This window comes from Lonepinella sp. BR2271 (genome assembly GCF_051851515.1).
Classification (GTDB): Bacteria; Pseudomonadota; Gammaproteobacteria; order Enterobacterales; family Pasteurellaceae; genus Lonepinella.
On record NZ_JBPDVF010000003.1, the window covers coordinates 152,068 to 178,805 of the forward strand.

General features: G+C 41.5%; 26 protein-coding genes. 16 read left to right on the forward strand and 10 right to left on the reverse strand.

The features are described from left to right. The first annotated feature begins 43 nt into the window (after nucleotides 1-43). The 7 genes from ACTG7X_RS04035 (at nucleotide 44) to ACTG7X_RS04065 (ending at nucleotide 7,227) form a co-directional block, all read left to right on the forward strand. Complete coding sequence (locus tag ACTG7X_RS04035; RefSeq protein WP_439257252.1) at nucleotides 44-1,060, forward strand: RodZ domain-containing protein; 1,017 nt, start codon at nucleotides 44-46, stop codon at nucleotides 1,058-1,060. An 11-nt stretch (nucleotides 1,061-1,071) separates the two neighbouring features. Then, nucleotides 1,072-2,178 (forward strand): flavodoxin-dependent (E)-4-hydroxy-3-methylbut-2-enyl-diphosphate synthase, encoded by a 1,107-nt coding sequence (ispG, locus tag ACTG7X_RS04040; RefSeq protein WP_439239764.1) that lies wholly within the window; start codon nucleotides 1,072-1,074, stop codon nucleotides 2,176-2,178. A 9-nt stretch (nucleotides 2,179-2,187) separates the two neighbouring features. Next, entirely contained in the window at nucleotides 2,188-3,465 is a 1,278-nt protein-coding gene (gene hisS, locus ACTG7X_RS04045) for a histidine--tRNA ligase (protein WP_439257253.1), read from the forward strand. A 3-nt stretch (nucleotides 3,466-3,468) separates the two neighbouring features. Further along, a complete protein-coding gene (locus ACTG7X_RS04050) occupies nucleotides 3,469-4,080 on the forward strand; it encodes a YfgM family protein (RefSeq protein WP_439257254.1) in 612 nt (203 codons plus the stop codon). Between the two features lie 380 nt (nucleotides 4,081-4,460). Then, entirely contained in the window at nucleotides 4,461-5,213 is a 753-nt protein-coding gene (locus ACTG7X_RS04055) for an amino acid ABC transporter ATP-binding protein (RefSeq protein ID WP_439257255.1), read from the forward strand. A 331-nt stretch (nucleotides 5,214-5,544) separates the two neighbouring features. Further along, entirely contained in the window at nucleotides 5,545-6,030 is a 486-nt protein-coding gene (locus tag ACTG7X_RS04060) for an L-2-amino-thiazoline-4-carboxylic acid hydrolase (protein WP_439257256.1), read from the forward strand. A 33-nt stretch (nucleotides 6,031-6,063) separates the two neighbouring features. Beyond that, the gene (locus ACTG7X_RS04065; RefSeq protein WP_439257257.1) at nucleotides 6,064-7,227 is read left to right on the forward strand and encodes an amidohydrolase; all 1,164 of its coding nucleotides are present in this window, start codon (nucleotides 6,064-6,066) and stop codon (nucleotides 7,225-7,227) included. 37 nt (nucleotides 7,228-7,264) lie between these two features. Here the strand turns inward: ACTG7X_RS04065 and ACTG7X_RS04070 are convergent, their stop codons facing one another. The 4 genes from ACTG7X_RS04070 to ACTG7X_RS04085 all read right to left on the reverse strand — a co-directional run bounded on the left by ACTG7X_RS04070 (nucleotide 7,265) and on the right by ACTG7X_RS04085 (nucleotide 11,267). Further along, complete coding sequence (locus ACTG7X_RS04070; protein ID WP_439239761.1) at nucleotides 7,265-7,627, reverse strand: YgiW/YdeI family stress tolerance OB fold protein; 363 nt, start codon at nucleotides 7,625-7,627, stop codon at nucleotides 7,265-7,267. Nucleotides 7,628-7,661: 34 nt separating this feature from the next. Next, nucleotides 7,662-8,018: a YgiW/YdeI family stress tolerance OB fold protein gene (locus tag ACTG7X_RS04075; RefSeq protein WP_439239760.1), complete on the reverse strand. Its 357-nt coding sequence runs from the start codon at nucleotides 8,016-8,018 to the stop codon at nucleotides 7,662-7,664. 173 nt (nucleotides 8,019-8,191) lie between these two features. Beyond that, on the reverse strand, nucleotides 8,192-8,833 hold the full coding sequence (gene sodA / locus ACTG7X_RS04080; RefSeq protein ID WP_439257258.1) for a superoxide dismutase [Mn]: 642 nt from the start codon (nucleotides 8,831-8,833) through the stop codon (nucleotides 8,192-8,194). A gap of 160 nt (nucleotides 8,834-8,993) precedes the next feature. After that, complete coding sequence (locus tag ACTG7X_RS04085; protein ID WP_439257305.1) at nucleotides 8,994-11,267, reverse strand: NADP-dependent malic enzyme; 2,274 nt, start codon at nucleotides 11,265-11,267, stop codon at nucleotides 8,994-8,996. Nucleotides 11,268-11,554: 287 nt separating this feature from the next. Here ACTG7X_RS04085 and rbsD point away from each other — a divergent pair, with 287 nt between their 5' ends. Genes rbsD through rbsB form a run of 4 tightly spaced genes read left to right on the forward strand, consistent with a single transcriptional unit; the run spans nucleotide 11,555 to nucleotide 15,359 of the window. Next, nucleotides 11,555-11,974: a D-ribose pyranase gene (rbsD, locus tag ACTG7X_RS04090; protein WP_439257259.1), complete on the forward strand. Its 420-nt coding sequence runs from the start codon at nucleotides 11,555-11,557 to the stop codon at nucleotides 11,972-11,974. A 22-nt stretch (nucleotides 11,975-11,996) separates the two neighbouring features. Continuing rightward, nucleotides 11,997-13,493, forward strand: a complete 1,497-nt coding sequence (gene rbsA, locus ACTG7X_RS04095; protein WP_439257260.1) for a ribose ABC transporter ATP-binding protein RbsA — start codon at nucleotides 11,997-11,999, stop codon at nucleotides 13,491-13,493. Between the two features lie 2 nt (nucleotides 13,494-13,495). Continuing rightward, nucleotides 13,496-14,464: a ribose ABC transporter permease gene (rbsC, locus tag ACTG7X_RS04100; protein ID WP_153985478.1), complete on the forward strand. Its 969-nt coding sequence runs from the start codon at nucleotides 13,496-13,498 to the stop codon at nucleotides 14,462-14,464. Nucleotides 14,465-14,483: 19 nt separating this feature from the next. After that, nucleotides 14,484-15,359 carry a ribose ABC transporter substrate-binding protein RbsB gene (gene rbsB, locus ACTG7X_RS04105; protein WP_439257261.1) on the forward strand — a complete coding sequence of 292 codons (876 nt, stop codon included), beginning with the start codon at nucleotides 14,484-14,486 and terminating at the stop codon, nucleotides 15,357-15,359. Nucleotides 15,360-15,467: 108 nt separating this feature from the next. On the opposite strand, the gene ACTG7X_RS04110 is transcribed toward rbsB, so the two are convergent. After that, complete coding sequence (locus ACTG7X_RS04110) at nucleotides 15,468-15,905, reverse strand: type II toxin-antitoxin system PemK/MazF family toxin (protein ID WP_439257262.1); 438 nt, start codon at nucleotides 15,903-15,905, stop codon at nucleotides 15,468-15,470. Between the two features lie 196 nt (nucleotides 15,906-16,101). Between ACTG7X_RS04110 and rbsK the strand changes: the two genes are divergently transcribed. The 5 genes from rbsK (at nucleotide 16,102) to ACTG7X_RS04135 (ending at nucleotide 20,267) form a co-directional block, all read left to right on the forward strand. Next, nucleotides 16,102-17,031, forward strand: coding sequence for a ribokinase (rbsK, locus tag ACTG7X_RS04115; RefSeq protein ID WP_439257263.1), 930 nt, complete (start codon nucleotides 16,102-16,104; stop codon nucleotides 17,029-17,031). Nucleotides 17,032-17,040: 9 nt separating this feature from the next. Next, entirely contained in the window at nucleotides 17,041-18,042 is a 1,002-nt protein-coding gene (locus tag ACTG7X_RS04120) for a substrate-binding domain-containing protein (RefSeq protein ID WP_439257264.1), read from the forward strand. Nucleotides 18,043-18,143: 101 nt separating this feature from the next. Further along, on the forward strand, nucleotides 18,144-18,845 hold the full coding sequence (gene rsuA, locus ACTG7X_RS04125; protein ID WP_439257265.1) for a 16S rRNA pseudouridine(516) synthase RsuA: 702 nt from the start codon (nucleotides 18,144-18,146) through the stop codon (nucleotides 18,843-18,845). Beyond that, entirely contained in the window at nucleotides 18,838-20,037 is a 1,200-nt protein-coding gene (locus ACTG7X_RS04130) for a Bcr/CflA family multidrug efflux MFS transporter (protein WP_439257266.1), read from the forward strand. Before rsuA ends, ACTG7X_RS04130 begins: the two co-directional genes overlap by 8 nt. Then, nucleotides 20,037-20,267 carry a zinc ribbon domain-containing protein gene (locus ACTG7X_RS04135; RefSeq protein WP_439243018.1) on the forward strand — a complete coding sequence of 77 codons (231 nt, stop codon included), beginning with the start codon at nucleotides 20,037-20,039 and terminating at the stop codon, nucleotides 20,265-20,267. The genes ACTG7X_RS04130 and ACTG7X_RS04135 overlap by 1 nt, the downstream gene beginning before the upstream one ends. A 95-nt stretch (nucleotides 20,268-20,362) precedes the next feature. Here the strand turns inward: ACTG7X_RS04135 and ACTG7X_RS04140 are convergent, their stop codons facing one another. From ACTG7X_RS04140 to ACTG7X_RS04160, 5 genes are all read right to left on the reverse strand, one after another. Next, nucleotides 20,363-21,652, reverse strand: a complete 1,290-nt coding sequence (locus tag ACTG7X_RS04140; RefSeq protein WP_439257267.1) for an NRAMP family divalent metal transporter — start codon at nucleotides 21,650-21,652, stop codon at nucleotides 20,363-20,365. A gap of 183 nt (nucleotides 21,653-21,835) precedes the next feature. Next, nucleotides 21,836-22,843 carry a galactose/methyl galactoside ABC transporter permease MglC gene (gene mglC / locus ACTG7X_RS04145; protein WP_439257268.1) on the reverse strand — a complete coding sequence of 336 codons (1,008 nt, stop codon included), beginning with the start codon at nucleotides 22,841-22,843 and terminating at the stop codon, nucleotides 21,836-21,838. Between the two features lie 24 nt (nucleotides 22,844-22,867). Further along, nucleotides 22,868-24,370 carry a galactose/methyl galactoside ABC transporter ATP-binding protein MglA gene (gene mglA / locus ACTG7X_RS04150; protein WP_439257269.1) on the reverse strand — a complete coding sequence of 501 codons (1,503 nt, stop codon included), beginning with the start codon at nucleotides 24,368-24,370 and terminating at the stop codon, nucleotides 22,868-22,870. Between the two features lie 107 nt (nucleotides 24,371-24,477). After that, the gene (gene mglB / locus ACTG7X_RS04155; RefSeq protein ID WP_439257270.1) at nucleotides 24,478-25,470 is read right to left on the reverse strand and encodes a galactose/glucose ABC transporter substrate-binding protein MglB; all 993 of its coding nucleotides are present in this window, start codon (nucleotides 25,468-25,470) and stop codon (nucleotides 24,478-24,480) included. A gap of 166 nt (nucleotides 25,471-25,636) precedes the next feature. Next, nucleotides 25,637-26,641 (reverse strand): substrate-binding domain-containing protein, encoded by a 1,005-nt coding sequence (locus tag ACTG7X_RS04160; RefSeq protein WP_439257271.1) that lies wholly within the window; start codon nucleotides 26,639-26,641, stop codon nucleotides 25,637-25,639. Between the last annotated feature and the right edge of the window lie 97 nt (nucleotides 26,642-26,738).

Genomic DNA, 26,738 nt, shown 5'->3' on the forward strand with positions numbered 1-26,738 from the left:
CAGCTTAATTTTATCTTTTATTTTTAGGAAGCAAAGGCTATTTATGGATACGCAGAAGCACGTTATCGAAAATTCTACCGCAACCGTCGGTGAGGTTTTTCGTCAGGCGCGTCAGCAATTAAATTTAACGATTGAGCAAGCCGCTGAACAAGTGAATTTACGCCCGTCGGTGATAGAACATATTGAAAACAATGAATTTGTACAGAAAAATATCCCTGCCACCTTTATGAAAGGCTATGTGCGTAATTATGCTGAATTCTTGAAATTACCCGCCACATTATGGACTGATGGCAAGATTGATTTTGGTGGCACCGCAAGAAATGATTTAAATAAGCATGTTAAAGTCAAAAAAGTGGTAAATCCGCATTCCTCGCATAGCCGTTGGATTGGCTGGTTAACAGCTTTGGTGGTGTTATTTGTTATTGGCATGACCGCACTTTGGTGGTGGGAAAATTACCAACAAACCAATGCGGAACGGGATAATTTAGTGCAAAATTATGTGCCTGCGCAAGAGTCAACTCCGACCGTAAGCCAAGCGACCAACACAGCAGCACCCGTGGATAATCAGGCAACCTTGGCCCCTCCACCTCAGACGGAAAGTGCGGTGGAAATGGGGACAGAAAATAACAACACGGCCACGAGTAACGATCTTAGCGCAACTTCGGGGCAAACGGATAGCACTGTTACGAGTAATACGGCACAAGCCATGTTATTACAGCATAGCGCCTCGGATAATACCGTTGAGAATACCACCGCAGACAATGCCGTGACAGAGAATTCAGCGAGCGATAGTAATACGTCAAGCACCGCTGATAGCGCATTGACAGGGGATTTACAAATTGAAATAACCGCCGCCACCAGTTGGATTGCGGTGCGTGATAGCAAACGTCATAATTTAGTGACACAAAAAGAATATAAACAAGGTGAAGTGATTACATTAGATGGAAAAGGCCCTTATGCCTTAACCATTGGGGCGCCGTCGAATGTGAAAATTACCTATAAAGGCGAAAATTACCCATTGAAAATTGATGGGCGAGTGGCTCGCATTAAATTACAATAATCACGGAAATTATGTCAGCTTTTAAACCAACCATTAAACGTCGTGAATCGACAAAAATTTATGTAGGCAAGGTGCCCGTGGGCGGTGATGCACCGATTGCGGTGCAATCCATGACCAACACCCGAACCACGGATGTGGATGCCACCGTGGCACAAATTAAAGCGCTTGAACGAGTCGGGGCAGATATTGTACGTGTTTCCGTGCCAACCATGGACGCCGCTGAGGCCTTTAAGTTAATCAAGCAACAAGTGAATGTGCCGTTAGTGGCGGATATTCATTTTGATTATCGCATTGCTTTAAAAGTGGCAGAATACGGCGTAGATTGCTTGCGGATTAACCCCGGCAATATCGGCCGTGAAGATCGTATTCGTGCCGTGGTAGATTGTGCGAGAGATAATAATATTCCGATTCGTATTGGTGTGAATGCCGGTTCATTGGAAAAAGATCTGCAAGAAAAATATGGCGAACCGACCCCCGAGGCCTTGTTAGAAAGTGCATTGCGTCATGTGGAAATTTTAGACCGTTTAAACTTCGATCAGTTTAAGGTGAGTGTCAAAGCCTCTGATGTTTTTTTAGCGGTGGAAAGTTACCGTTTGTTAGCCAAAGCGATTAAACAACCGTTACACCTTGGGATTACCGAGGCTGGTGGCGCCAGAGCAGGGGCGGTCAAAAGTGCGGTGGGTTTAGGCATGCTTTTAGCGGAGGGTATCGGCGATACCTTGCGAGTATCATTAGCCGCCGATCCTGTGGAAGAAATCAAAGTCGGTTTTGATATTTTAAAATCCTTACGTATTCGTTCGCGTGGCATTAACTTTATTGCTTGCCCAACCTGTTCTCGCCAAGAATTTGATGTGATTGGCACGGTGAATGCCTTAGAACAACGTTTGGAAGATATCATCACCCCAATGGATGTGTCGATTATTGGCTGTGTGGTAAATGGACCGGGTGAGGCTTTGGTATCGGATTTAGGCGTGACCGGTGGTAACAAAAAAAGCGGTTATTATTTAGACGGTGAGCGTCAGAAAGAACGTTTTGATAATGACGCATTGATCGATCAGCTTGAGGCTAAAATTCGAGCTAAAGTGTCTCAACAAGATCCCAAAAACAGAATTATTTAAGGAAATATTGTGGCAAAAAACATTCAAGCGATTCGGGGAATGAATGACTGTTCCCCAACAGAAAGCCCATTATGGCAATGGGTAGAAAGTCAAGTACGCCAAGTGTTAGCGAGCTATGGTTATGCTGAAGTGCGTATGCCGATTGTGGAAAGTACGCCGTTATTTGCACGTGCCATTGGCGAAGTGACCGACGTGGTATCAAAAGAAATGTATACCTTTTGGGACAATGATGAACAGCTCACCTTGCGCCCAGAGGGAACCGCCGGTTGTGTGCGTGCAGCCGTGGAGCATGGTTGGATTTATAATAATGAGCAACGTTTATGGTATATCGGCCCGATGTTCCGCCATGAACGTCCACAAAAAGGGCGTTATCGTCAATTCCATCAAGCAGGTGTGGAAATTTTTGGTATAGCGAATCCCGAAATTGATGCGGAATTGATTTTACTCACTGCACGTTTATGGAAAGCCTTAGGGATCGAGCAGCATGTCGCATTACAATTAAATTCCATTGGTTCATTAGAGGCTCGCCAAAATTATCGTTCTGCCTTAGTGGATTTCTTGCAAAATCATTTGGATTTAATGAACGAGGAAGAAAAAGAACGCTTAGTTAAAAATCCATTACGTATTTTAGATACCAAAAATCAGGCGTTACAAGAGGTGTTAAACAATGCACCGAAATTGTTAGATTATCTAGACGAGGAAAGCCGTGAGCATTTTGCTCAACTTTGTGCTTTACTTGATAACATGGGGATTCAGTATGAAATCAACCCGAAACTGGTACGTGGCTTAGATTACTACAATAAAACCGTGTTTGAATGGGTGACAACTGCATTAGGTGCGCAAGGCACGGTTTGCGGTGGTGGTCGTTATGATGGCTTAGTCGAACAACTAGGCGGACATGCGACCCCAAGTGTAGGGTTTGCCATGGGCTTAGAGCGTTTAGTGTTGTTAGTTCAAGAAGTGAACCAAGCTATTCCAGTACAAAGTGCGGTAGATATTTACCTTGTTTTTGCTGGTGAAAATACCACCTTAACGGCTTTCAAACTGGCGGAAAAACTTCGTTCAGAATTACCGCACTTACGTATTATGACCCATTGTAGCGGAGGCAAATTCCAGAAACAATTTAAACGTGCCGACAAAGTCGGGGCAAAATTTGCTATTGTGATTGGTGAAACTGAAGTACAATCTAACCAAGTGGTGGTAAAAGATTTATTAGGCAATGCAGACCAACAAACCGTTGCTGTTGATGAATTAGTGGCTTATTTAACTCAAGCATTTAAGGAATAAATTATGGCTTATAGCAGTTTAGAAGAACAAGAACTGAATGAAATTAAATCTTGGTGGAAAGAAAATTATAAAAGCCTGATTGCTGCCGTGATTATTGGCGCTGGCGGTGTCTTTGGTTGGCGTTTCTGGCAAGATTATCAAGCAAGCAAAGCGCAACAAATGTCTGCACAATATGAGCAAGCGGTGTATAGCAATGTGGATGCTACGACAAAAAATACGCAAATTGATGCGTTTGTGAAAGAACATAGTAAAACAGGTTATGCGACTTTAGCCTTATTGGAAAAAGCCAAAAGTGCGGTGCAAAATCAAGATTTTTCTCAAGCAGAAGTGGCATTAAAAGACGCCATGGCACAAGCACCAGATGAAATTTTGTCCTCTATTGCGGGTATTCGTTTAGCTGAAATTCAGTTACAACAAGACAAATTTGATGAGGTATTAAGCACCTTAAATTTAGTCAAAGACGCAACATGGGAAAGTCGGAAAAATTTACTTACGGCAAAGGTTCAATTAGCCAAAGGCGATAACGCCACGGCTAAACAAACCCTTGAAAGCGTATTGAAAAATGGTTCGGCATTGGAACAGCAGGAAGTGAAAGTGTTGTTGAATAATTTGTAATGATAACGAAATAAATGAATGGCTCGGTGAAAACTGAGCCATTTTTTTATTCAAATATAACGAAATGCTATAACATAGCAAAAAAGATTATTGGCTGATACGAGTTAGCTTATATAGAATTTTGCCATTACGATTAATTGGAGCGTTATCATAATGGTATCACATATCATTGATTTTCTAACTCTTGGCAAGAATTTTAGCCCCCTGAATTGTTATGTGTTGCCAAATTAATGACCGTAGAATCTTATAAATTTTTTGAAACTTATTTAGCCGTGGGCATTGTATATTGGTTAGTCGTGATTCTTTAATTCATGGTTGCAAAAAAGCCTAGAAACCAAGTTATCTGCACCTTATAAACGTTAAACATGAGGGATGTAAATATGATTAAAATTGAAAAACTTTCTAAATCCTTTGGGTCAAATCATGTGTTAAAAAATATTGATTTGCATATTCAAGAGGGCGAAGTAGTCGCTATTATTGGACCCTCTGGGTCGGGTAAGTCCACCTTGTTACGTTGTTTAAACTTGCTGGAAAAGCCTAATTCAGGGCAAATTAGCATTGCGGATGTTTCTTTGAATGCGGAGAAATATTCACATAAAGAAGAAACCCAATTGCGTCATCAATCCGCGATGGTGTTTCAAAGCTATAATCTCTTTAAAAACAAAACGGCGTTGGAAAATATTATCTTATCACCGATTGTCGCACAGAGAATGAATCCTGAAGAGGCGAAACAACTCGGGCTGAATTTATTGAAACAAGTCGGCTTAGAACAACAGGCAAATCAATATCCCTCCACGTTATCAGGTGGTCAACAACAACGGGTAGCGATAGCCCGAGCTTTAGCGGTTAAACCTAAGGTTTTGTTATTTGATGAACCGACATCGGCATTGGATCCAGAGCGAGTTAATGAAGTATTGCAGGTAATCCAACAATTGGCTAAACAAAAAATTACAATGGTCATTGTGACACACGAAATGGAATTTGCGAAGAACGTCGCCGATCGTGTGGTGTTTATGGCAAATGGTGGCATTGTGGAACAAGGGCCAGCGAAACAAGTGATCGGCAAGCCACAGCATGAATTAACGAAACGATTTGTCCGTCAATTTGCGGATCCTGTGGAATTTTATATCTAACCATTGGATAGGATACGCAAGGTACACAACTGGCAGAGAAGATTCTCGTCATCTCGATAATTTCCGATCAGAAATTCATTGATGTTGTTTTGCAAGGGGTGACGGATTTTTGGCGAAGTGAAACTGCGGTTGAAAAATGGTGAGTTTTTATCACAACGCATTGCACATCCCAAAGGGAGTCCGCAAAATCCTTACGACAGCTCAGCGTTGTTAAAGAAACTAGAATATACCTTAGGAAATCAACACATTAGCAATGATCTTTATCGCGATATTCAAGCTCTTGTACGAGGCAATCTATGCAGCATTTTATTGAAAAACAGAGGAAAATTTTATGCAAGAATTTGTTGAAATCAGTATATTACAACAGCGAAAAATTGAAGCTGAAATTATTAAACCGATCTATGAAATTATGAAACGTGAACTCGGCTTGGAAAAAGCAAAGTCAATCATTGAGGAAGCCGTCTCTAATGCAGCGGTGGATGCGGGTCGTCAATATGCAGAGAAAGAGCCAAATGGTACCAGTGTAGAAAGTTTTGTTGCTCTGCAATATTTGTGGGAAAAAGACGATGCACTCAAAATTGAAGTCGTGAATAATGATCACTACCAGTATAATTATAAAGTACATCGTTGTCGTTATGCAGAAATGTATCAAAAAATGGGATTGGCAGAGATTGGGTTTTTATTGTCTTGTAACAGAGATAGTAAATTTATCGAAGGTTATGCACCTAATATTAAATTGACTCGTCCACGTACCGTCATGAATGGTGATGGGTTTTGCGATTTTCGTTATCAATTGCAATCTGAACTTAAAGAATAATAAACATTTTTATTGAAAATAAGGGAAAATATCATGAAAACGTTTGAAACGATCACCCAACAGCATACCGAATTAGCCCAATATCTTATCCAATTTCGCCGTGAACGTCACCGATATCCAGAACTCTCTAATCAGGAAGTGGAAACCACCAAAGCCTTGCGGGCGGAATTAGAAAAACATCAAATTACGATTTTGGATTTACCGCTTAAAACAGGATTGGTCGCTGAAATTCAAGGTGAACCTACAGAGAAAATCGTGGTGCTACGCTCGGATATTGATGCGTTACCCATTTTAGAAGAAAGTGGCGTGGATTATGCTTCCCAAAAGGAGGGTGTAATGCACGCCTGTGGGCACGACTTCCACCAGTCCGCCGCATTAGGGGCGGCGATTTTATTAAAGCAACGTCAAGCCGAGCTTAAAGGCACGGTGCGAATTTTGTTCCAAGCGGCTGAAGAAACAGGGTTGGGGGCATTGGATGTGATTAACACAGGCGTGCTGAATGATGCCGATGTGATTTTTGGTATTCACAATGATCCTACTTTGCCCGTGGGGGTCTTAGGGACGAAGCCAAATGCTCTGACGGCAGGCGTAGATCGTTTTGAAATTAAAATTAATGCTAAAGGGGCTCATGCTGCACGTCCGCACGATGGTAATGATCCGATCATTATTTTGGCTCAGCTTATTAATGCGGTGCAATCAATAATGAGTCGTAATGTGGCATCTAATGAAAATGCAGTGGTATCCATTACCCAAGTGCATAGTGGTAATACGTGGAATGTGATTCCTGATAATGCTTATTTAGAAGGTACGGTGAGAAGTTTCAATCAATCTGTGCGTGAGCAAATTGAGCAACGTTTTAGAACGATTATTGATGGCATAAAATTCGCATTTGATGCGGATATTCAGTTATATTGGCACGCCGGTCCACCGTCAGTAATGAACAGTCCTGAATGGATTGATTTTGTCCTAGATATTGCTCGTCAAAATGGCTTTGAAACAAAATTGGTGGATGCCAGTCCAATCGGAGAAGATTTCGCATTTTATCAACAAAAAATCGCAGGGGTCTTTATTATGATTGGTTCGGGTGGGCCTTATGCGTTGCATCACCCAAAATTCCGTGTAGATGATACCGCACTTTTCCCAACGGCGAATTATTTGGCCGCATTGGCATCGGAATATTTGGCATTACATTCATAAAAAAACGGGCTTTCGCCCGTTTTACTTTTTTCAGACATTAGTCTGCTTTCCGAACACTAAACACTTCAATTTCTGCGGGTTTAAACACTTCTTGATCCACTTTGCCTTGAATGATAATTCGATCATCTGGGGTGATGGTAAAACCATTCCAGGCGTGATCATCTACTTCAATTTTAATTTGGCCTGTGGCATCTTTAAAATAAAATTCATCATCATCAATTTGGCTAGCGATTTGACCCGTTAAGCTGACAATCGTATCATCACTGGCTTTTAATGCTTGAGCAACGGTCATCGTCGTGCCAGCATAGCCACCTGCGAAACCGCCTTTGTGGTTATTATCAAAACCCGCCAATGCGGTACTTGAAATCGCAATCAGTGCGAGAGTGAGTAATTTTTTCATCTGTTGTTCTCCCTTTAATACCTTGATCTATCAATTAATGTTTACGAAGTTCAAAGACTTCAACTTCATTTGCTTTATGTGAATCACGATCTACTTTACCTCGAATGGTAATACGATCACTGCGAGTCACGGTTTGATTATTGAAAACATGGTCATCAATTTCGACTTTGATTTTGCCAGTATTATCTTTGAAATAAAATTCGTCGTTATCTACTTGACTGACAATATAGCCTGTCAAGGTGACAACGCTATTATCACGAGCTTGCAAGGCTTGAGCAACCGTCGTTGTCCCACTAGAAGATGACACAGTATTGGTTGTCGCTGTGTTGCTAAATCCAGCAAAGGCGGTAGTTGATGCTGCGATAAGTGCGATAGCTAATAGTTTTTTCATTTTTTCTCCTTGTTAATATATGTTGCCGTGCGAGTACACTGCTTGGGAAAGCTGTTTGGCTTTCATTGGTGTTAATTAGAACATGTAAATCTTAATTAAATATTAAGAAAGGAAGAATTTTTTGAAAAAAAATCGGCTCATTTGAGCCGATTGCTGTTATATCTTAGTAAAAATTATTTTGCATGTTTCTCAAAACGTTCGCTGACGAAATCCCAGTTCACCACATTCCAGAATTCTTTAATGTAATCTGGACGGCGGTTTTGGAATTTCAAGTAGTAAGCATGTTCCCAAACATCTAAGCCTAATAATGGGAAACCTTCGCAACCTGCAATGTCTTTACCCATTAATGGGTTATCTTGGTTTGCAGTAGAAACCACCGCTAATTTGTTTTCTGCTGTTACGACTAACCATGCCCAACCTGACCCGAAACGAGTCGCAGCCGCTTTTTCAAATTCTGCTTTGAACGCATCAACTGAACCAAAATCACGTTCAATGGCGGCTTTTAATGTACCTTGTAGGGTTGTACCTTTTTTCAACGATTTCCAAAATAAGCTGTGGTTAGTGTGTCCACCAACATTGTTACGCAATGCCGCAAATTTATCCGCCGGTACATTCGCCAAATGTTTTTTCAAAAATGAACCAGGGCAACCTTGAGCAGCAAGTTCTGCTAATGCAGGATTTGCCTCTAATACCGCATTGGCATTGTTAACATAGGCTTGGTGATGTTTGCTGTGGTGAATTTCCATGGTTTGTGCATCAAAATGGGGTTCTAATGCGTCATAGGCGTAGCCTAATTCTGGTAATGTGTAAGCCATTCTATTTTCCTTATATGAAAAGTTGAGAAGTATTTTTGTAGGGTTTGCTACAAATTCCAGTATCATATTAACAAAAAATTTGATTTAGATCAGTAAAAATGTAAATTTTTTGTTAAAAGGGCGTGATTGGATAACTCACGCCCTAATATTAAGTGCTATTTTACTTTTCTTGTTGTGCTTTCACCGCAGCCACGGCCACCATATTAATAATACGGCGAACAGAAGACTTGGATGTCAACACATGTGCCGGTTTTTTCATTCCCATCAGGATTGGGCCAATGGTAATCGGCGTATGGGTACCTTGCAACAAGTTCAAGCTAATCCGTGCAGATTCCATATTTGGCATAATTAATAAATTAGCCGCGCCTTTTAATGGGCTATCCGGCATGATTTCGTTACGTAAACTTTCCGTTAACGCCACGTCACAGTGCATTTCACCGTCAATAATTAAGGTCGGATCTAATTCCTTAACTAATTGTAAAACTTGACGCATTTTCACCGCACTTGGGTGAGCGGAAGTGCCGTAGTTAGAATGTGAAATTAACGCCACTTGCGGTTCAATACCAAAATGACGCACTTGATCCGCTGCCATTAAGGTAATTTCAGCTAATTCTTCTGCACTTGGATCGGTGTTCACAAAAGTATCGGCTAAGAATAAGTTGCGATCAGAAAGCACCAAACCATTCACTGTGGCTGGAACCTTAACATCTTCTTTAACACCGATAATCTCAGTTAATAAACTTAGACTTGAAGAGAACGTACCAACTAGTCCACACAACATAGCATCAGCATAACCTAATTCTAGTAATGCAGAACCAATCGCCGCAGAATTATTGATCATACGACGTTTTGCCATAGCGGCAGTCACGCCATTGCGTTTCATTTTGTTGTGATATAAGCCCCAGCATTTTTCAAAAATTACTGGATCAGTTGTACTTAACACATCAAAATCTTTACCGGCTTCAATTTTTAAACCGAGTTTTTTGATTTGTTGTTCAATGACTTCATGGCGACCCACCAACACTGGATAAGCAATACCAAGGCTGGTAATTTCTTGTACCGCATGCAAAATACGCGTTTCTTCACCGTCTGCTAATAAGACCCGTTTTTTGTCTTTTTTCGCTTGGTCAAATACAGGTTTCATAAACAAATTGGTTTTGTAAACGAATTGGCTTAATTTTTCCAAATAGGCATCCCAATCAGTGATAGGGCGAGTGGCTACACCGCTATCCATTGCCGCTTTCGCCACGGCAGGTGCAATACGTACGATTAAGCGTGGATCGAATGGTTTAGGAATAATGTAATCCGGCCCGAATGACACTTCGTTGCCACCATAAGCCGAGGTCACGACTTCGTTTTGTTCTGCTAGAGCAAGATCCGCAATAGCATGTACCGCCGCCATTTTCATTTCTTCATTAATGGTGGTCGCACTTACATCTAACGCACCACGGAAAATGAATGGGAAACAAAGGACATTGTTGACTTGGTTTGGGTAGTCAGAACGACCAGTACACACAATGGCATCAGGGCGAACCGCTTTGGCCTCTGGTGGGGTAATTTCAGGATCTGGGTTCGCCAGTGCTAAAATCAATGGACTCGCCGCCATGGATCTTACCATTTCAGCCGTTAACACGCCTTTGGCTGAACAGCCTAAGAAAATATCTGCATTTTCAATCACATCACCTAAAGAACGTGTGCCATTGTCATCAATGGCATACAATTTTTTGGTGTCATCCATGCGGTCATCACGATTTTTATAGATCACGCCTTTAGAGTCGCAAACCACGATATTTTCTCGTTTCATGCCGAGCGAAACCAATAAATTCAAACACGCAATAGAGGCGGCACCGGCACCTGATGCGACTAAACGCACATCTTCAATTTTTTTGCCCACAATGCGTAAACCGTTGATAACCGCTGCCGAGCTGATAATCGCCGTACCATGTTGGTCATCATGGAATACCGGAATGTGCATGCGTTCACGCAATTTTTGCTCAATATAGAAACATTCAGGGGCTTTAATATCTTCAAGGTTAATCCCGCCGAAAGTCGGTTCAAGAGAGGCGATAATCTCGACTAATTTATCAGGATCTTTTTCATCAATCTCAATATCAAACACATCCACGCCAGCGAATTTTTTAAACAATACGCCTTTCCCTTCCATCACCGGTTTACCTGCTAAGGCACCGATATTACCTAAACCTAATACCGCTGAACCATTAGAAATCACCGCAACCAAATTACCTTTTGCCGTATAACGATAAGCATTGGCTGGGTTTTTCTCAATATCCAAACAAGGTTCTGCTACCCCTGGGGAATAAGCCAAGGCTAAATCACGTTGGGTTGCAAGGGATTTGGTTGGCGTAACTTCAATTTTTCCTGGAACAGGAAATTCGTGGAAATCTAACGCTGCTTGACGTAAATCTGACATAATATACTTCCTTTTTATTCACTGGTTTTAATAATAACTCTCGCATTATAAAACGAATTTGAGAAAAAAACTGTGATCTAGTGCAAGTTTTTGAAAGAAATTGTTAGGGAAAGGTTAAATTAGGTGGGGGAAAGTAACCTTATTTTTAAGGAGATAAAAATTTTGTGATCCAGTTCACAGATTCAACAAAAAGTCCTTTTCCTTTTTCAATTTTTCTTCTATCTTTTTATCAAATTCAAATCGAAACGTTTCGATTTTGTTCTAAATAAGGAATTTAGGGGAAAATAACAATGAAAAAAACAACCTTACTCAATGCTCAACTTTCACATTGCATTGCCAGATTAGGGCATACGGACGGAATCACCATTTGCGATGCAGGTTTACCGATTCCTGAAAATGTGGAACGCATTGATTTAGCCTTAACCGCTGGTGTGCCGAGTTTTTTGCAGACGTTGGATGTGGTGGTGGCGGAGTTGTTTGTGGAGCGTGCGGTGTTGGCGGAAGAGATTAAGCATAAAAATCCAGAAATTTACACCGCAGTTTTAGAGCGTTTGCAACAGCTTGAACATCAACAAGGTAATCAAATTCAGATTAACTATGTGGCTCACGAGATTTTTAAAGAACTGACCCACAACAATAAAGCCATTGTTCGAACAGGCGAATGTTCCCCTTATGCTAATGTGATTTTGTATTCGGGCGTGCCGTTTTAAGTGATGAAAAAGGGTGGAAAGTATGAAAAACGATCCTTTATTGAAAATTAGCGGAATAGATAAATCCTTCCCAGGTGTGAAAGCCCTATCTAATGCCTGTTTGTCGGTGTATGCAGGACGAGCAATGGCATTAATGGGTGAAAATGGGGCGGGAAAATCGACATTGATGAAAGTGCTGACAGGGATTTATAGCAAAGATAAAGGCACGATTGAATATTTGGGGCAAGAAGTCCATTTCAAAAATCCAAAACAGTCGCAAGAAGCAGGGATTAGCATTATTCATCAGGAATTAAATTTAGTCGGCAATCTCACTATTGCGGAAAATATTTTCTTGGGGCGTGAGTTTACTACCCATTGGGGAGCGATTGATTGGGCGAAAATGTATGCGGAAGCGGATAAATTATTAGCTCGATTGAACGTGCCACACAGTAGCCAACAGCGTTGCGGCGAGTTGTCCATTGGCGAGCAGCAAATGGTGGAAATTGCCAAAGCTCTGAGCTTTGAATCCAAAGTGATTATTATGGACGAACCCACTGATGCCTTGACGGATACGGAAACCGAGGCGTTGTTTAACGTAATCCGAGAACTCAAAGCGGAAAATCGGGGGATTGTGTATATTTCGCACCGTATTAAAGAAATTTTTGAAATTTGCGATGATGTGACCGTGTTGCGTGATGGGCAATTTATCGGCGAAAAAACGGTTGCCGAATTGGACGAAGATCGTCTGATTGAAATGATGGTGGGGCGGAAATTGGAAGAACAATATCCGCATATTGACCAGCCGTTGGGCGACGTGCGGTTAGAAGTTGACGGACTTTCGGGCAGTGGCGTAGAAGATGTCAGTTTTCAGCTACACAAAGGCGAAATTTTGGGCGTGTCGGGGTTAATGGGGGCAGGGCGTACCGAATTAATGAAAGTGATTTATGGGGCGTTGCCAAAAACGAGCGGAAAAGTGCGGTTAAATCAGCAAGAGATTTCTATCAATTGCCCACAAGACGGACTTAAGCACGGTATTGTATATATTTCCGAAGATCGCAAGGGGGACGGCTTAATTTTAGGGATGTCAGTGAAAGAAAATATGTCGCTCACTGCTCTCGATCATTTCGCTAAACTGGGGCAAATTAACCACAAAGCGGAGCAAATGGTGGTGACGGATTTTATTGATTTGTTCAACGTGAAAACGCCGAGTTCCGATCAGCCTGTAGGCTTGCTGTCAGGCGGTAATCAACAAAAAGTGGCGATTGCCAAAGGCTTAATGACGCGTCCTGATGTGTTGATTTTAGACGAACCCACAAGGGGCGTGGACGTGGGGGCGAAAAAGGAAATTTATCAGCTGATCAATAAATTCAAACAAGAAGGCTTGAGCATTATTTTAGTGTCCAGCGAAATGCCCGAAGTGTTGGGAATGTCGGATCGGATTTTAGTGATGCGAGAAGGCAAAATTAGCGGCGAATTTTCACGTACGCAAGCATCCCAAGAAAAATTATTAGCGGCGGCGATTGGTAAGCAAGGAGAATAACAATGACAACAGAAAAACATTCATTTCAATTCGGCAAATTTCTGCTAGAACAACGGTCTATCGTAGCATTATTGGTGTTAATTGCCATTGTATCGGCGATTAATCCTGATTTTTTCAGCCTAGATAACATCTTGAACATTTTACGCCAAACGTCCGTGAATGCCGTGATTGCGGTGGGAATGACCTTTGTCATTTTAATTGCAGGGATCGATCTGTCGGTGGGTTCCATTTTGGCTTTAACAGGGGCGATAGCCGCCAGTCTAGTGGGAGCGGAATATCCGATCTTATTGGTGGTGCCAGCCACGCTTTTATTAGGTACATTGCTGGGTTCAATCAGTGGCGTGATCGTGGCAAAAGGCAAAGTGCAATCTTTTATTGCTACGCTGGTGACGATGACCTTATTGCGTGGCGTAACTATGGTTTACACTGATGGTCGCCCGATTAGCACAGGATTTTCCGATACCGCAGACAGCTTTGCTTATCTCGGCACAGGCTATTTATTCGGGATTCCATTTCCCATTTGGTTAATGGCGATTGTGTTTTTGGTGGCGTGGTATGTGCTAAAACACACCCAAATCGGACGCTATATTTATGCTTTAGGGGGCAATGAAGCGGCTACCCAATTATCAGGCATTAATGTGAATAAAATCAAAGTGTTTGTCTTTGCGGTGAGCGGTTTTCTATCTGCCTTGGCTGGCTTAATTGTCACATCTCGTCTTTCTTCGGCACAACCCACCGCAGGTGTTTCTTATGAATTAGATGCCATTGCGGCGGTCGTGGTCGGTGGCACTAGTTTAATGGGCGGTAAAGGGCGTGTAATGGGAACATTGATCGGGGCGTTGATTATTGGGTTCTTAAATAATGCCTTGAATTTATTAGATATTTCATCTTACTATCAAATGATAGCAAAAGCGTTGGTTATTCTCGTGGCAGTTTTAGCGGATAACTATTTAGGTACTAAAAAAGCGTAAATTAATAGGAGATTTCACTATGAAAAAATTAACCACATTAGCATCAGCCTTATTACTCAGTGGCGTATGCGGCGTAGCCTTGGCACAAGATACCATTGCCTTGACCGTATCCACGCTGGATAATCCGTTCTTTGTATCCTTAAAACAAGGGGCAGAGAAAAAAGCCGAAGAATTAGGCTACAAATTAGTGGTGTTGGATTCGCAAAACGACCCTGCCAAAGAGCTTTCCAATGTGGAAGATTTAATGGTGCGTGGGGCAAAAGTGTTGCTCATCAACCCAACCGACAGCGAAGCCGTAGGCAATGCGGTGGCGATTGCCAATCGTAATAAAATCCCCGTGATCACCCTTGACCGCAGTGCGGCAAAAGGCGAAGTAGTGAGCCATATTGCGTCCGACAACGTGGCTGGTGGCAAAATGGCAGGGGATTTCATTGCCGAAAAACTGGGCAACGGTGTGAAAATTATTCAACTGGAAGGCACCGCAGGCACATCCGCTGCTCGTGAACGTGGCGAAGGCTTTAAACAAGCCATTGCAGCTCACCAATTTGATGTACTAGCCAGCCAACCAGCGGATTTTGACCGCACCAAAGGCTTGAATGTGATGGAAAACTTACTGCAATCCAAAGGGGCAGTGCAAGCCGTATTCGCTCAAAATGACGAAATGGCATTAGGGGCATTGCGTGCCATTAGTGCGGCGAATAAAAAGGTGTTAGTTGTGGGCTTTGACGGCACTGATGACGGCGTGAAAGCCGTAGAAAGTGGAAAACTTGCCGCCACCGTGGCTCAACAACCTGAATTAATCGGCAGCCTAGGCGTGGAAACCGCTGACAAAGTGTTGAAAGGCGAAAAAGTGGAAACGAAAATTCCAGTGGATTTGAAAGTGGTGACCAAATAATAACAAAATCCCCTGCAATTTCTTGCAGGGGATTTATCGCTCAAGGCGTTAAAAAATCGCTTTTCAGCGTATCGCTCTAAGGCGTTACTTGAACATAATAACAGATTTTTATGATTTGTCTAATAAAATATTGGCACTTATCGCTTTGATCACGGCTTTTTGTATTTGCTCAACCAGAGTATAGGGTAGTCGATTATCTATACGTTTCCCTTGATGATAAATAGGAAATAATCGCTGACGGCTAACCGCTTGAATAAGTTCTGCTTTTGCCCAGCGTTGTCGTTTATCATAAAAGCTCGTTTCTTGAATAAGATTGCTATCAATTTCTATATGATATTGGTTTTGTATACCGCTAATATTTTTTGTTGACGAAATGGGAACAACAAGAGCTAATCCCTGTAATTTCGCATTTAACACCACAACCATTCTGCGTTTGACGATTTCAGGGGGGATATGCCCATCAAAATTGTTGATATTTTGGCTCAATAGACCATAATCACATTCAAGAATATCACCGACTTTAAGACGATGATGACCAATAGACATATTATTTCCTTTTATTTACTGTTTATAAGAACAGTTTATATATTTACACGGAGAAAGTCAATTTGATAAATGGAAAAAATTTTGTGATCCAACTCACATATTCTATAAAAAAGGCTTTTTACCCTAATCGTTTTATTGTATCTTTTTTCCTTGAATCGAAACGTTTCGAAAGAGTATTAGATAAGGGCAACCTATTATGAAAAAAACACTCACCATCCTAGGCAGCATCAACGCTGATCACGTCATTTCCGTTCCCCATTTCGCCAAACCCGGTGAAACACTCACAGGACACCATTACCACATTGCCTACGGTGGCAAAGGGGCGAATCAAGCGGTGGCAGCGGCAAGGTTAAGTGATGAAAATACCCAAGTGAATTTTATTGGCTGTATTGGTGATGACGACATTGGTCGGACGATGAAACTGGCGTTTGAGCAGGACGGCATTAACACGCAATTTATTCATCAAATCGCCCACCAAACTACAGGGATTGCAATGATTCAAGTGGCAGCGAGTGGCGAAAATAGCATTGTGATTTCCGCTGGTGCGAATGGTTGTTTAGATGAAAAGATTGTCGAACAAAGCCGAAGCCAAATTGAGCAAGCAGATATGTTATTAATGCAGTTAGAAACACCGTTGCCAGCTGTGATCAAAGCCGCTCAAATCGCTAAAAATAATGGCGTAAAAGTGGTGCTAAATCCTGCTCCTGCTCAAAAATTGCCTGATGAATTATTGGCAAATTTAAATATGATTACCCCCAACGAAACCGAAGCGGAAATTTTAACAGGGGTGAAAGTAACCGACCTTGAAACCGCGGTGAAATCTGCGGAAATTTTTCATCAAAAAGGCATTGAAACTGTATTGATTACGCTAGGATCAAAAGGCGTATTTGTGAGTACACAAGGACAACAAGAAATCGTGGCAGGTTTTAAAGTCAACGCCGTTGACACCACCGCCGCAGGGGATACCTTTAATGGGGCATTTTTCGTCGCATTATTGGACGGCAAACCGTTAAAAGAAGCCATTCGTTTTGCTCACGCTGCAGCGGCGATTAGTGTAACCAGAGAAGGGGCACAGCCGTCTATTCCCACAAGACGTGAAACTTTGGATTTTTTAACCGCACTTTAGGGTGATTTTATGGCAACAATGAAAGACATTGCACGGCTCGCACAGGTTTCCACCTCCACGGTGTCGCTGGTTATTAACAATGCCCCCAATGTCAGTCCAGCGATGCGATCTAAAATAATGGCGGTGGTAAACGATCTGAATTACAAACCGTCAGCCCTTGCTCGTAGTCTCAAAGTCAAAGAAACTCGTACTATCGGAATGCTCGTCACCACCAGTGATAACCCATTCTTTGCAGAAGTGGTAGCAAACGTAGAACGTTATTGTAACCGATTGAATTACAACCTGATTTTATGCAATACTGATGACGATCCACAACGCTTAGAAAAAAATATCCAAACCTTGATTCAAAAGCAAGTAGATGGTTTATTGTTAATGTGTACTGAAAGCCATTTTCAGACCCAACAAGCTAAACCGTTAAATTTAACCTTGCCTTGTGTGATTATGGACTGGTGGCCAACGGAAGTGTGTGCAGATAAAATCGTGGAAAATTCAGAACTTGGCGGCTATCTTGCGACAAAAACCTTAATTGAATATCATCATCAGAAAATTGGCATTATCACCGGTAGCCTAAAAAAACCGTTGGCACAAAACCGTTTAAAAGGCTTTAAACAGGCGTTAAAAGAGCATAATTTGGCAATCAATAAGCAATGGATCATTGAAAGCCATTTTAATTTTAATGGCGGTATTTGGGGAATGGAACAATTACTTAACCAAAACGAGCGCCCAACGGCTGTGTTTTGTTGTAGTGATACCATCGCCCTTGGTGCCTATCAAGCCTTATGGCGACAGGGTTTATCCGTGCCACAAGATATGTCGATTATCGGTTATGACAATATTTCTCTTTCTCAATATCTCAGCCCACCACTGACGACTATTCACCAACCGAAAAATCGATTGGCGGAAATGGCGGTGGATACGTTGTTACAGCGAATTAAAAACTCTGCAGAAAATTACCGCACTTTGATGTTGGAACCAAGTTTGGTGTTACGAGAATCGGTAATAAAACGTTAATTTTTTCTTTTTTCATTTCTCTTACTGGCTTTTTTCTCATTAGTCTTAGCCTTTTTCTACTTAGAATAGTACAATGCTTGATAAGAAAATAGGAAAACAATATGAGATTAGATAAATTTTTAGCCGAACAAACCGGCCTAACCCGCTCGCAAGCTACCAAAGCCCTAAAACAAAGTGCGGTGCAAATTAATGGAGAAATTGAAAAAAGTGGGGCAAGAAAAGTGTCCTCGCAAGATGAAATTTTGTTTAATGGCGAACGTCTTGAATGGGTGGAGGGGAAACAATATTTTATGTTTAACAAGCCACAAGATGTGGTCTGTTCCAATGATGACGGTGAATATTCGACCATTTATCAATTTTTTGATTATCCGTTGGCAGGGAAATTGCACAGTGCAGGGCGGTTGGATGTGGATACCACAGGATTGGTGTTGTTGACCGATGATGGGCAGTGGTCGCACCGTATTACGTCGCCGAAACATCATTGTGAGAAAACTTATTTAGTCACCCTTGCCGATCCCGTGGAGGCCAATTATCAACAAGCCTGTGAAAGTGGCATTTTATTGCGTGGCGAGAAAGAGCCGACTAAACCAGCGAAATTAGAAATTTTAGACGATTACAACGTGAATTTAACCATTTCTGAGGGACGTTATCATCAAGTCAAACGCATGTTTGCGGCCTTAGGGAATAAAGTGGTGGGGTTGCATCGTTGGCGAGTGGGGAATATTATTTTAGATGACGATTTAGCCGAGGGCGAATTTAGAGCCTTGACCGAACAGGAAATTTTAGGAGTCATACATGAGTAAACCTTATAAAGCCGGCGTGCTTTTTATTTTAACGCTCGGTATTTTATCCATGTTACCGCCGTTGGGCATCGATATGTATTTGCCCGCATTTTTGAATATCGCCCAAGATCTAAAGGTGGATGCCGAGCAAGTGCCTTATACCTTGACGCTGTTTACCTTTGGCATGGCCATTGGTCAGTTATTTTGGGGACCGATTGGAGATAGTTATGGACGCAAGCCGAGTATTTTGCTTGGTATTATTGTCGGGGCATTTTCCGCTCTTGCTTTAACGGCGGTGGATTCTATTCAACATTTCACCGCACTTCGCTTTGTGCAAGGCTTTTTTGGTGCGGCTCCTGTGGTGTTAGTGGGGGCATTGTTGCGTGATTTGTTTGATAAAAATGAGCTATCAAAAATGATGTCATTAATTATGTTAATCGTGATGGTCGCTCCGCTCATTGCACCGATTTTAGGGGGATATATCGTCACCTATTTCAACTGGCACATGATTTTTTATATTATTGCCGTGGCAGGATTTTTAAGTGTGTTGCTGGTATTTTTCTTGGTACCTGAAACCCATAAAAAAGAAAATCGTGTCCCATTACGGTTAAATATTATCGCACGCAATTTTGCGACTATTTGGAAACAAAAAGAAGTGTTGGGTTATATGATTTCATCTGGCTTTGGTTTTGGTGGGATGTTTGTGTTCTTAACCCTTGGCTCCATTGTGTATATTGATTTATACGGTGTGTCGGTGGAAAACTTTGGTTATTTCTTTATGCTAAATATTGGCGTGATGACGATCGGATCTTTTCTGAATGGACGTTTTGTACATAAATGGGGTGCAGAGAAATTATTACAAGGCGGCTTGCTGGTACAATTTATCGCAGGTATGTGGCTAATTTTAGTGGCTGTGTTTGATCTTGGTTTTTGGTCAATGGCGATTGGTGTCGCAGTTTTTGTTGGGCAAAATGCCTTGATTTCATCTAATTCCATGGCATCTATTCTGGGAAAATTCCCGAATATGGCAGGCACGGCAAACTCCATTGCAGGAACGGTACGTTTTGGCTTGGGGGCGACAATCGGTTCGTTGGTGGCATTATTAAAATTAGATACAGCGAAACCGATGTTATTTTCCATGGCCGCTTGTGTGATTGTCGCCGTGTTAACCTATTATTTTTTAACTTATAAAACCCTACAAGGTCGTCAATAATGGCATTACAACGTTGTCCCGAATGTCGGCGAAAAATCAGTGAAAGTGTGGAAATTTGTCCCCATTGTGGTTTTTCTTTTAAAGAGGAAGATTTGGAAATTTATCGTCAAAAACTCGAGCAACGCCGTTTGCATAATCAACAATTAAACCGCCAGAATGTGAAAGTGCAGTTGTTTTGGTTGGTGGTGTTTGTGCTAGTGATTGCTGGAGCGGCGTGGTGGAATGGGTAATAAACGGCTAATTTAATTGGTTTAAACGATAAAGTGCGGTGGAATTTGAAAAACATTCATCAATTCCACCGCACCTTTTTTATTATCTGATTAGGCTAGCTAAATAAACCAGATTGATTCGCAATAAACAGTAATGTAAAACTCGTTAAGTAAATCAAGCCGATAATTGATAACCAGAACAGTCCACCTCTCACTTTATGTTGCCCTTTTAAGACTAATGAAAGGTTTAAATACGCAAAGATTGGCGTCGATACAAATGACGCAATCATGGCGAATTTTAACATTGGGCCGACTGCATTGTTAAAATAGAAAATAACCGCTAATCCTGAAAGGGCCGCCAAAAAGATCGCCGTATTTAAAATACTTGGGCGACTTTCTTTTTTACCTAAAATAAGACGGAAACTTTCCACATTGGCACGAGAATAGCCGTCAAGCACGGTAAGTGTGGTACCGAGCATACACATAAATGCAATAAAGGCAATTAAGCCTCTTGCCCATTCGCCAATGGTGGACGCATACATATTGATTAATTGTGCAATATATTTTCCGCTGACCATTTCCACGGTGTCACCTGCACCAAATTGGACTAATGCACCTAAGGCTAAGAATACAAGAGCTAAAATAGCCGTGCCAATATAGCCTACGTTAAAATCAAAAATACCGTCTTGATAAGAGACCTTAGTAAAACGGCGTTTTGCCACTACCCACATGGAGTTTACCGCAGAGATTTCAATCGGTGCGGGCATCCAGCCCATTAATGCCACAATAAAGCCTAATGCGGTTAAGCTCCATGGATTTGGGGAAATATAATCTTGCGGGGCGACACCTTGAATACCATTACGCATAAAAGCAATCATGACTGCGGCAACGGTGGTGACGGTGAGAGCAATCATAATCAGCTTGGACAAACCATCTAAGATACGATATTTCCCTAATAATAAAATTGCCGTACAGCCTCCGATAACAATTAGGCTTAAGGTTGGAAGTGGCACGGGGAACGGTAACACAAAGGTTAAAATGGCCGCACATAATAAGCCAACACCTGCGGTATTAATAATGGTCGCAAATACATTAAGCAAGAAGAATACCCATAAATAGAGTTTTCCTTTTTGCAAATACCCCTCTAATAAGGAATTTCCCGAGTCTAAGGTATATTGGGCGCCAAAGCGGAAAAAGGGATATTTAAATAAGTTCGCCAGAATAATGATAATGGCTAATTGCCAACCGTAGATTGCGCCTGCTTGGGTTGAGGCCACAATGTGTGAGCCACCCACCGCAGCGGAGGCCATGAGAATGCCTGGGCCTAAGGCATTGAGTTTACTTTTCAAGGTGGATTTTTCAGTGGATAGCTGAAAAGCCTTGTCGTTAATTTGATTTTCAGACATATTTTGCTTCCTTTGGATATTTTTATGGTTTGAAAGCTAAAATATAGCATAAAATTATGTTTTGTCATTATTGTTTTAACAAAAATGAAATAATTATCTTTAAATGGAAGATTAGAAGATATAAAAAACCGAGCTGTAGCTCGGTTTTTTGTGTGTGGGCAGAAAAACTGCGGTATTTTTTCGTTATTTTTTCTTCGCATATTTCAAACTATCAATGGCCACCGCAATAATGATAATGGTACCTTTGATAATATATTGCCAGTAAGGATTAACCCCGATATAAGTTAAACCATAGTTGATAACAGTGAAGATTAATACCCCTGTTACTACACCAATGATTGTCCCTACACCACCAGCGAATGATACACCACCCACCACGCAAGCAGCCATGGCATCCATTTCATACATAAAACCTAAGTTATTGGTGGCGGAACCGATGCGACCGGCTTCAAGCATACCACCGAACGCATAGAAGATACCTGATAGCATGTAAACCGCCATTAGGTTACGCACGACGTTAACGCCGGATACTTTGGCGGCCTCTGGGTTACCCCCGATAGCAAAGATATTTTTACCAAAACGTGTTTTTTCCCATAACATCCACATAATCACGGTTGCGATAGCCGCATAAATGGTAATGTAAGACAGTCTAAATGAACCGAGTCGGAAAAAGCCTTGGGTAAAGGTGGAAAAGTTTTCAGTGAATCCGGCAATCGGAGAGGAACCCACGGCATCATAATAGAGCGAGTTGATCCCATAGACGATAATCATGGTGCCCATGGTGGCGATAAAAGGAGCCACATTGAGGACCGAAATCACAAAGCCGTTGAGTAAACCGATGATCCCGCCAATTACGCAAACCAACAAGATCACGCCGACAATCGGCATTTCAGGCAAGTTCGGGAATACACGATTCAGATTATCCATGCCTTGTAACATGGTGGCAGACACTACCGCCGCTAAACCCACTTGGCGACCAGCGGATAAGTCGGTACCTTGCACCACTAAAAGCCCTGCTACCCCTAACGCAATCACTAATCGCACGGAAGATTGGGTGAGAATATTACTAAAGTTACGCAAACTCAAGAAACTTGGGTCTTGCACGATAACCACAAGCAACAAAATAAGCAAGATGAAATAGATTGCATTTTGTTTTAGGAAATCTTTGGTTTTATTGTCTTTGATAGCCATAATGACCTTCCTTTATTACATCTGTTATAAATATTTCGCCGCAAGTTGTAGAATTTCTTGTTGCGATGTTTTACTGGTTTCTACAATACCGGCCACTTTGCCATTACTCATCACCAAAATACGGTCGGTTACCCCGAGCAATTCTGGCATTTCCGAAGAAATCATAATGATCCCTTTATCTTTTTGAGCAAGCTGCATAATGAGTTGATAAATTTCGTATTTTGCACCGACATCAATACCCCGTGTCGGTTCGTCAAGCATTAACACTTCTGGTTGGGTTAATAACCAACGACCGATAATTACTTTTTGTTGGTTTCCCCCTGAAAGGGAGCCAATCGTGGTTTTGTGTGATGGGGTTTTCACATTCATGGCATCAATCACCCATTGGGTGTCGCTGTTCATTTTCTTGTTACTTAATAAGCCCCATTTACTGATGTAGGATTTCATATTGGAAATCAGGGAATTAAACTCAATACTTAAATTGGCATAAATCCCTGTGGAACGGCGTTCTTCCGTTACCAATGCAAAACCATTGTTAATGGCGTCAACTGCGGTGCGATTTTGCACGATTTTTCCATTGAGTTTTACCGTACCGCTTTGTTGTTCACGTACGCCGAAAATGGTTTCCACAATATCCGTGCGTTTCGCCCCCACTAAACCTGCCACGCCCAAAATTTCACCTTTGCGTAATTCAAAGCTGACATCTTGAATAGAGGGTTGATTTTTGGCAGTTAAATGTTCTACTTGTAAAATCACTTCTTTTGGCTGATTGGTTTTTGGTGGGAAACGTTGGGTTAATTCACGTCCAACCATCATAGCCACAATGCCGTCCATGGTGGCACCTTTAACTGGCACGGTATTAATCCATTTTCCGTCACGTAAAATGGTGATTTCATCACAAATTTTGAAAATTTCATCCATTTTGTGGGAAATATAAATAATGCCACAGCCCCGATCTTTTAATTTTTGGATAATTTTAAACAGGTGTTCCACTTCTTTTTCAGAAAGGGATGACGTCGGCTCGTCCATGATCACGATCTTGGCATGATAAGAGAACGCTTTCGCAATCTCGATCATTTGCATTTGGGAAACGGATAAATTGGCCACTTTTTCTTTAGGATCAATCTCAATATCTAATTCATCAAAAATGGCTTTGGTTTCGTTGTACATTTTGGCATGATCCACGAACATGCCTTTTAGTGGATAACGGCCTAACCAAAGGTTATCCATCACGCTGCGTTGACGCACTAAATTTAATTCTTGATGCACCATGGAAATCCCATTTTCAAGGGCTTCTTTTGATGTTTTGAAATTAACCGGTTGGCCTAAGAAGAGAATCTCGCCCTCATCTTTGGCATAGATCCCGAATAAACATTTCAATAGGGTAGATTTTCCCGCTCCATTTTCCCCCATTAAGGCATGGACAGAGTGGGATTTGACCGCCAGATTAGCACCGTCTAACGCCTTTACCCCAGGGAAAGATTTACTAACATTGGTCATTGTGAGTAGCACTTCTTGTGTTGACATATCTCACCTCACACTAAATCATTACATAAAACAATAGGGCTTGCGTGTTCCACTTGAGAGACACAAGCATTGCCATCACAAGCCCTAATTAAAAGAAAATAAAAGAATTATTTTGAGAATTTATCTAAGTTGTCTTTGTCAACGCCCACATAAGGAATACGTGCAACACGATTTTCAAGTTTAAAGTCCGCTCCATCCGTTGGGGCTTTACCTTTCACAAGGTTATCGGCTAATTTCACCAACACTTTCGCTTGATTGACACCGTCGTTTAACACGGTACCTGCCATTTCGCCTTTTTTGATTAATTGCAAGGCTTCTGGCAACGCATCTACCCCAAAGATAGGTAATTTTTTACCATGTGCTTTGGTGGCTTCCAATGCTCCCATGGCCATACTGTCATTATTAGAAATGATCACTTCAATTTGGTTAGATTTACCACTTGAAAGCCACGCATCGGTTTTATCTTTCGCTTGTGCCGCATCCCACATACCGGTATCAATAAATAATTGTTCAGTGCCGATACCTTGTTTGTTTAATTGTTCCACTACATATTTCGTACGTGCTTCTGCGTCTGGGTGGCCCGGTTCACCTTTCAATAACACATATTGAATTTTGCCGTCTTTATTTAAGTCAAGGGCAGGATTGGCTTTCCATTGTTTGGCAATCAAATCTGCTTGAATTTCACCAGATTCTTTTGGATCGGTACCGACATAATAGGCTTTGTCATAACTACCAATGGCTTTCGCACCTGGGTCTTTGTTAAAGAAAATCACCGGAATATCTTCGCCTTGGGCTTTTTTGATAATGGTTGGTGCGGCAGATGGGTCAACAAGGTTAATGGCTAAGGCTTTCACCCCTTTAGAAATTAACACATCCACTTGGTCGTTTTGAATAGATTGGGCATTTTGCGAGTCATTCATTAACAACTCAACATCTTTGAGTGGTTCTGCATTTTTAGCAATTTCTTGACGCATTAACGCCATGAAATTGTCATCATATTTGTAAATGGTTACACCAATACGGTCAGCCGCTTGTGCTGCACTGCTTGCTAAGCCTAAACCGATAGATAATGCGACTGCACTTAATACTGCTTTTTTCATAACAATGTCCTCATTAATTGATTAACTAAAATGATGAAATTACCGCAAAATTGTTTAAATAAAACACAACAACCTTGTGTAATATGACTAAGATACACTATTTTTTTTCTCAATACTGTGATCTCTCTCACACTTTTGAAAAAAAGTGTAAGCGTTTACAAAAAAATTATTGCGGATAACAATTATCCGTAGAAAACCGTCGTACCAATGTTGGGTTAAATTGCGTATGAATTGGCGTATCAATTTTTTCATTGACCAAACTTAACGCTAATTTAGACGCATAAGTTGCCATTAAATCAATAGGATAGCGGATAGTTGAAAGTTTTGGCACCAAATGGCTTGCAATTGGCATATCATCAAACCCGATTAAGGAAAATTGACGTGGCACATGGATATTATTTTCCGTTAGCACGGATAATGCTCCCGCTGCCATACTGTCATTGTAAGCCACCACGGCGGTTAAATCCGAATGATAGCTCAATAAATCCACCATTGCCGCTTCGCCTCCCTCAAAATCAGGGCTATTTTGTACGCTAGTATTTTCAATTAAGGGTAAATGATATTGTTGAAGTGCGGTTAAATAACCTTGTTTTCTTTCTCGTTCATCATTAATTTGATGGTTTGAACCGATATAACCAATTTTACGATGTCCCAATTTTATTAATAATTCTGTACCTAAAAAGGTGCCACGTTGGTTATCCAAACTGACGCAACGGTGTTCATAACCGGCAATACAGCGGTTAATAATCACCATGCCAGGGACTTGTTCTAAATAGGCAATAAGTTCTTGATCGCTCAACCCTTTCGAATGTACAACTAAGCAGCTACAACGTTTACGCAAAAGGGTTTCAATGGCTCGGCGTTCTCGTTCTGCTTGATGATAGCCCATGCCGATTAACATGGTTTTACCGTATTCATAGGCAACCTGATCTACCGCTTTGACTAAAATCGCAAAAAATGGATCAGAGACATCCGTCACCACCACACCGAGCGTATCGGTATTTTGTAAGGCCAAGGCTTGTGCATTCGCATTAGGCGAATAACCTAAATTTTGCACCGCACTTTCTACCGCAAGGCGAGCGGTTTCACTGCAAGAGGCATTGTTTAATACCCGAGAAACCGTCGCCACAGACACGCCTGCTTGTTTGGCCACATCACGAATGGTAATCATACTTTTCTCCCAATATAACAATGATGTAGGGGCGTATTGCATACGCCCTTATGCTCGATCTGTTTTGGGCGTATGCAATACGCCCCTACATTTCGCT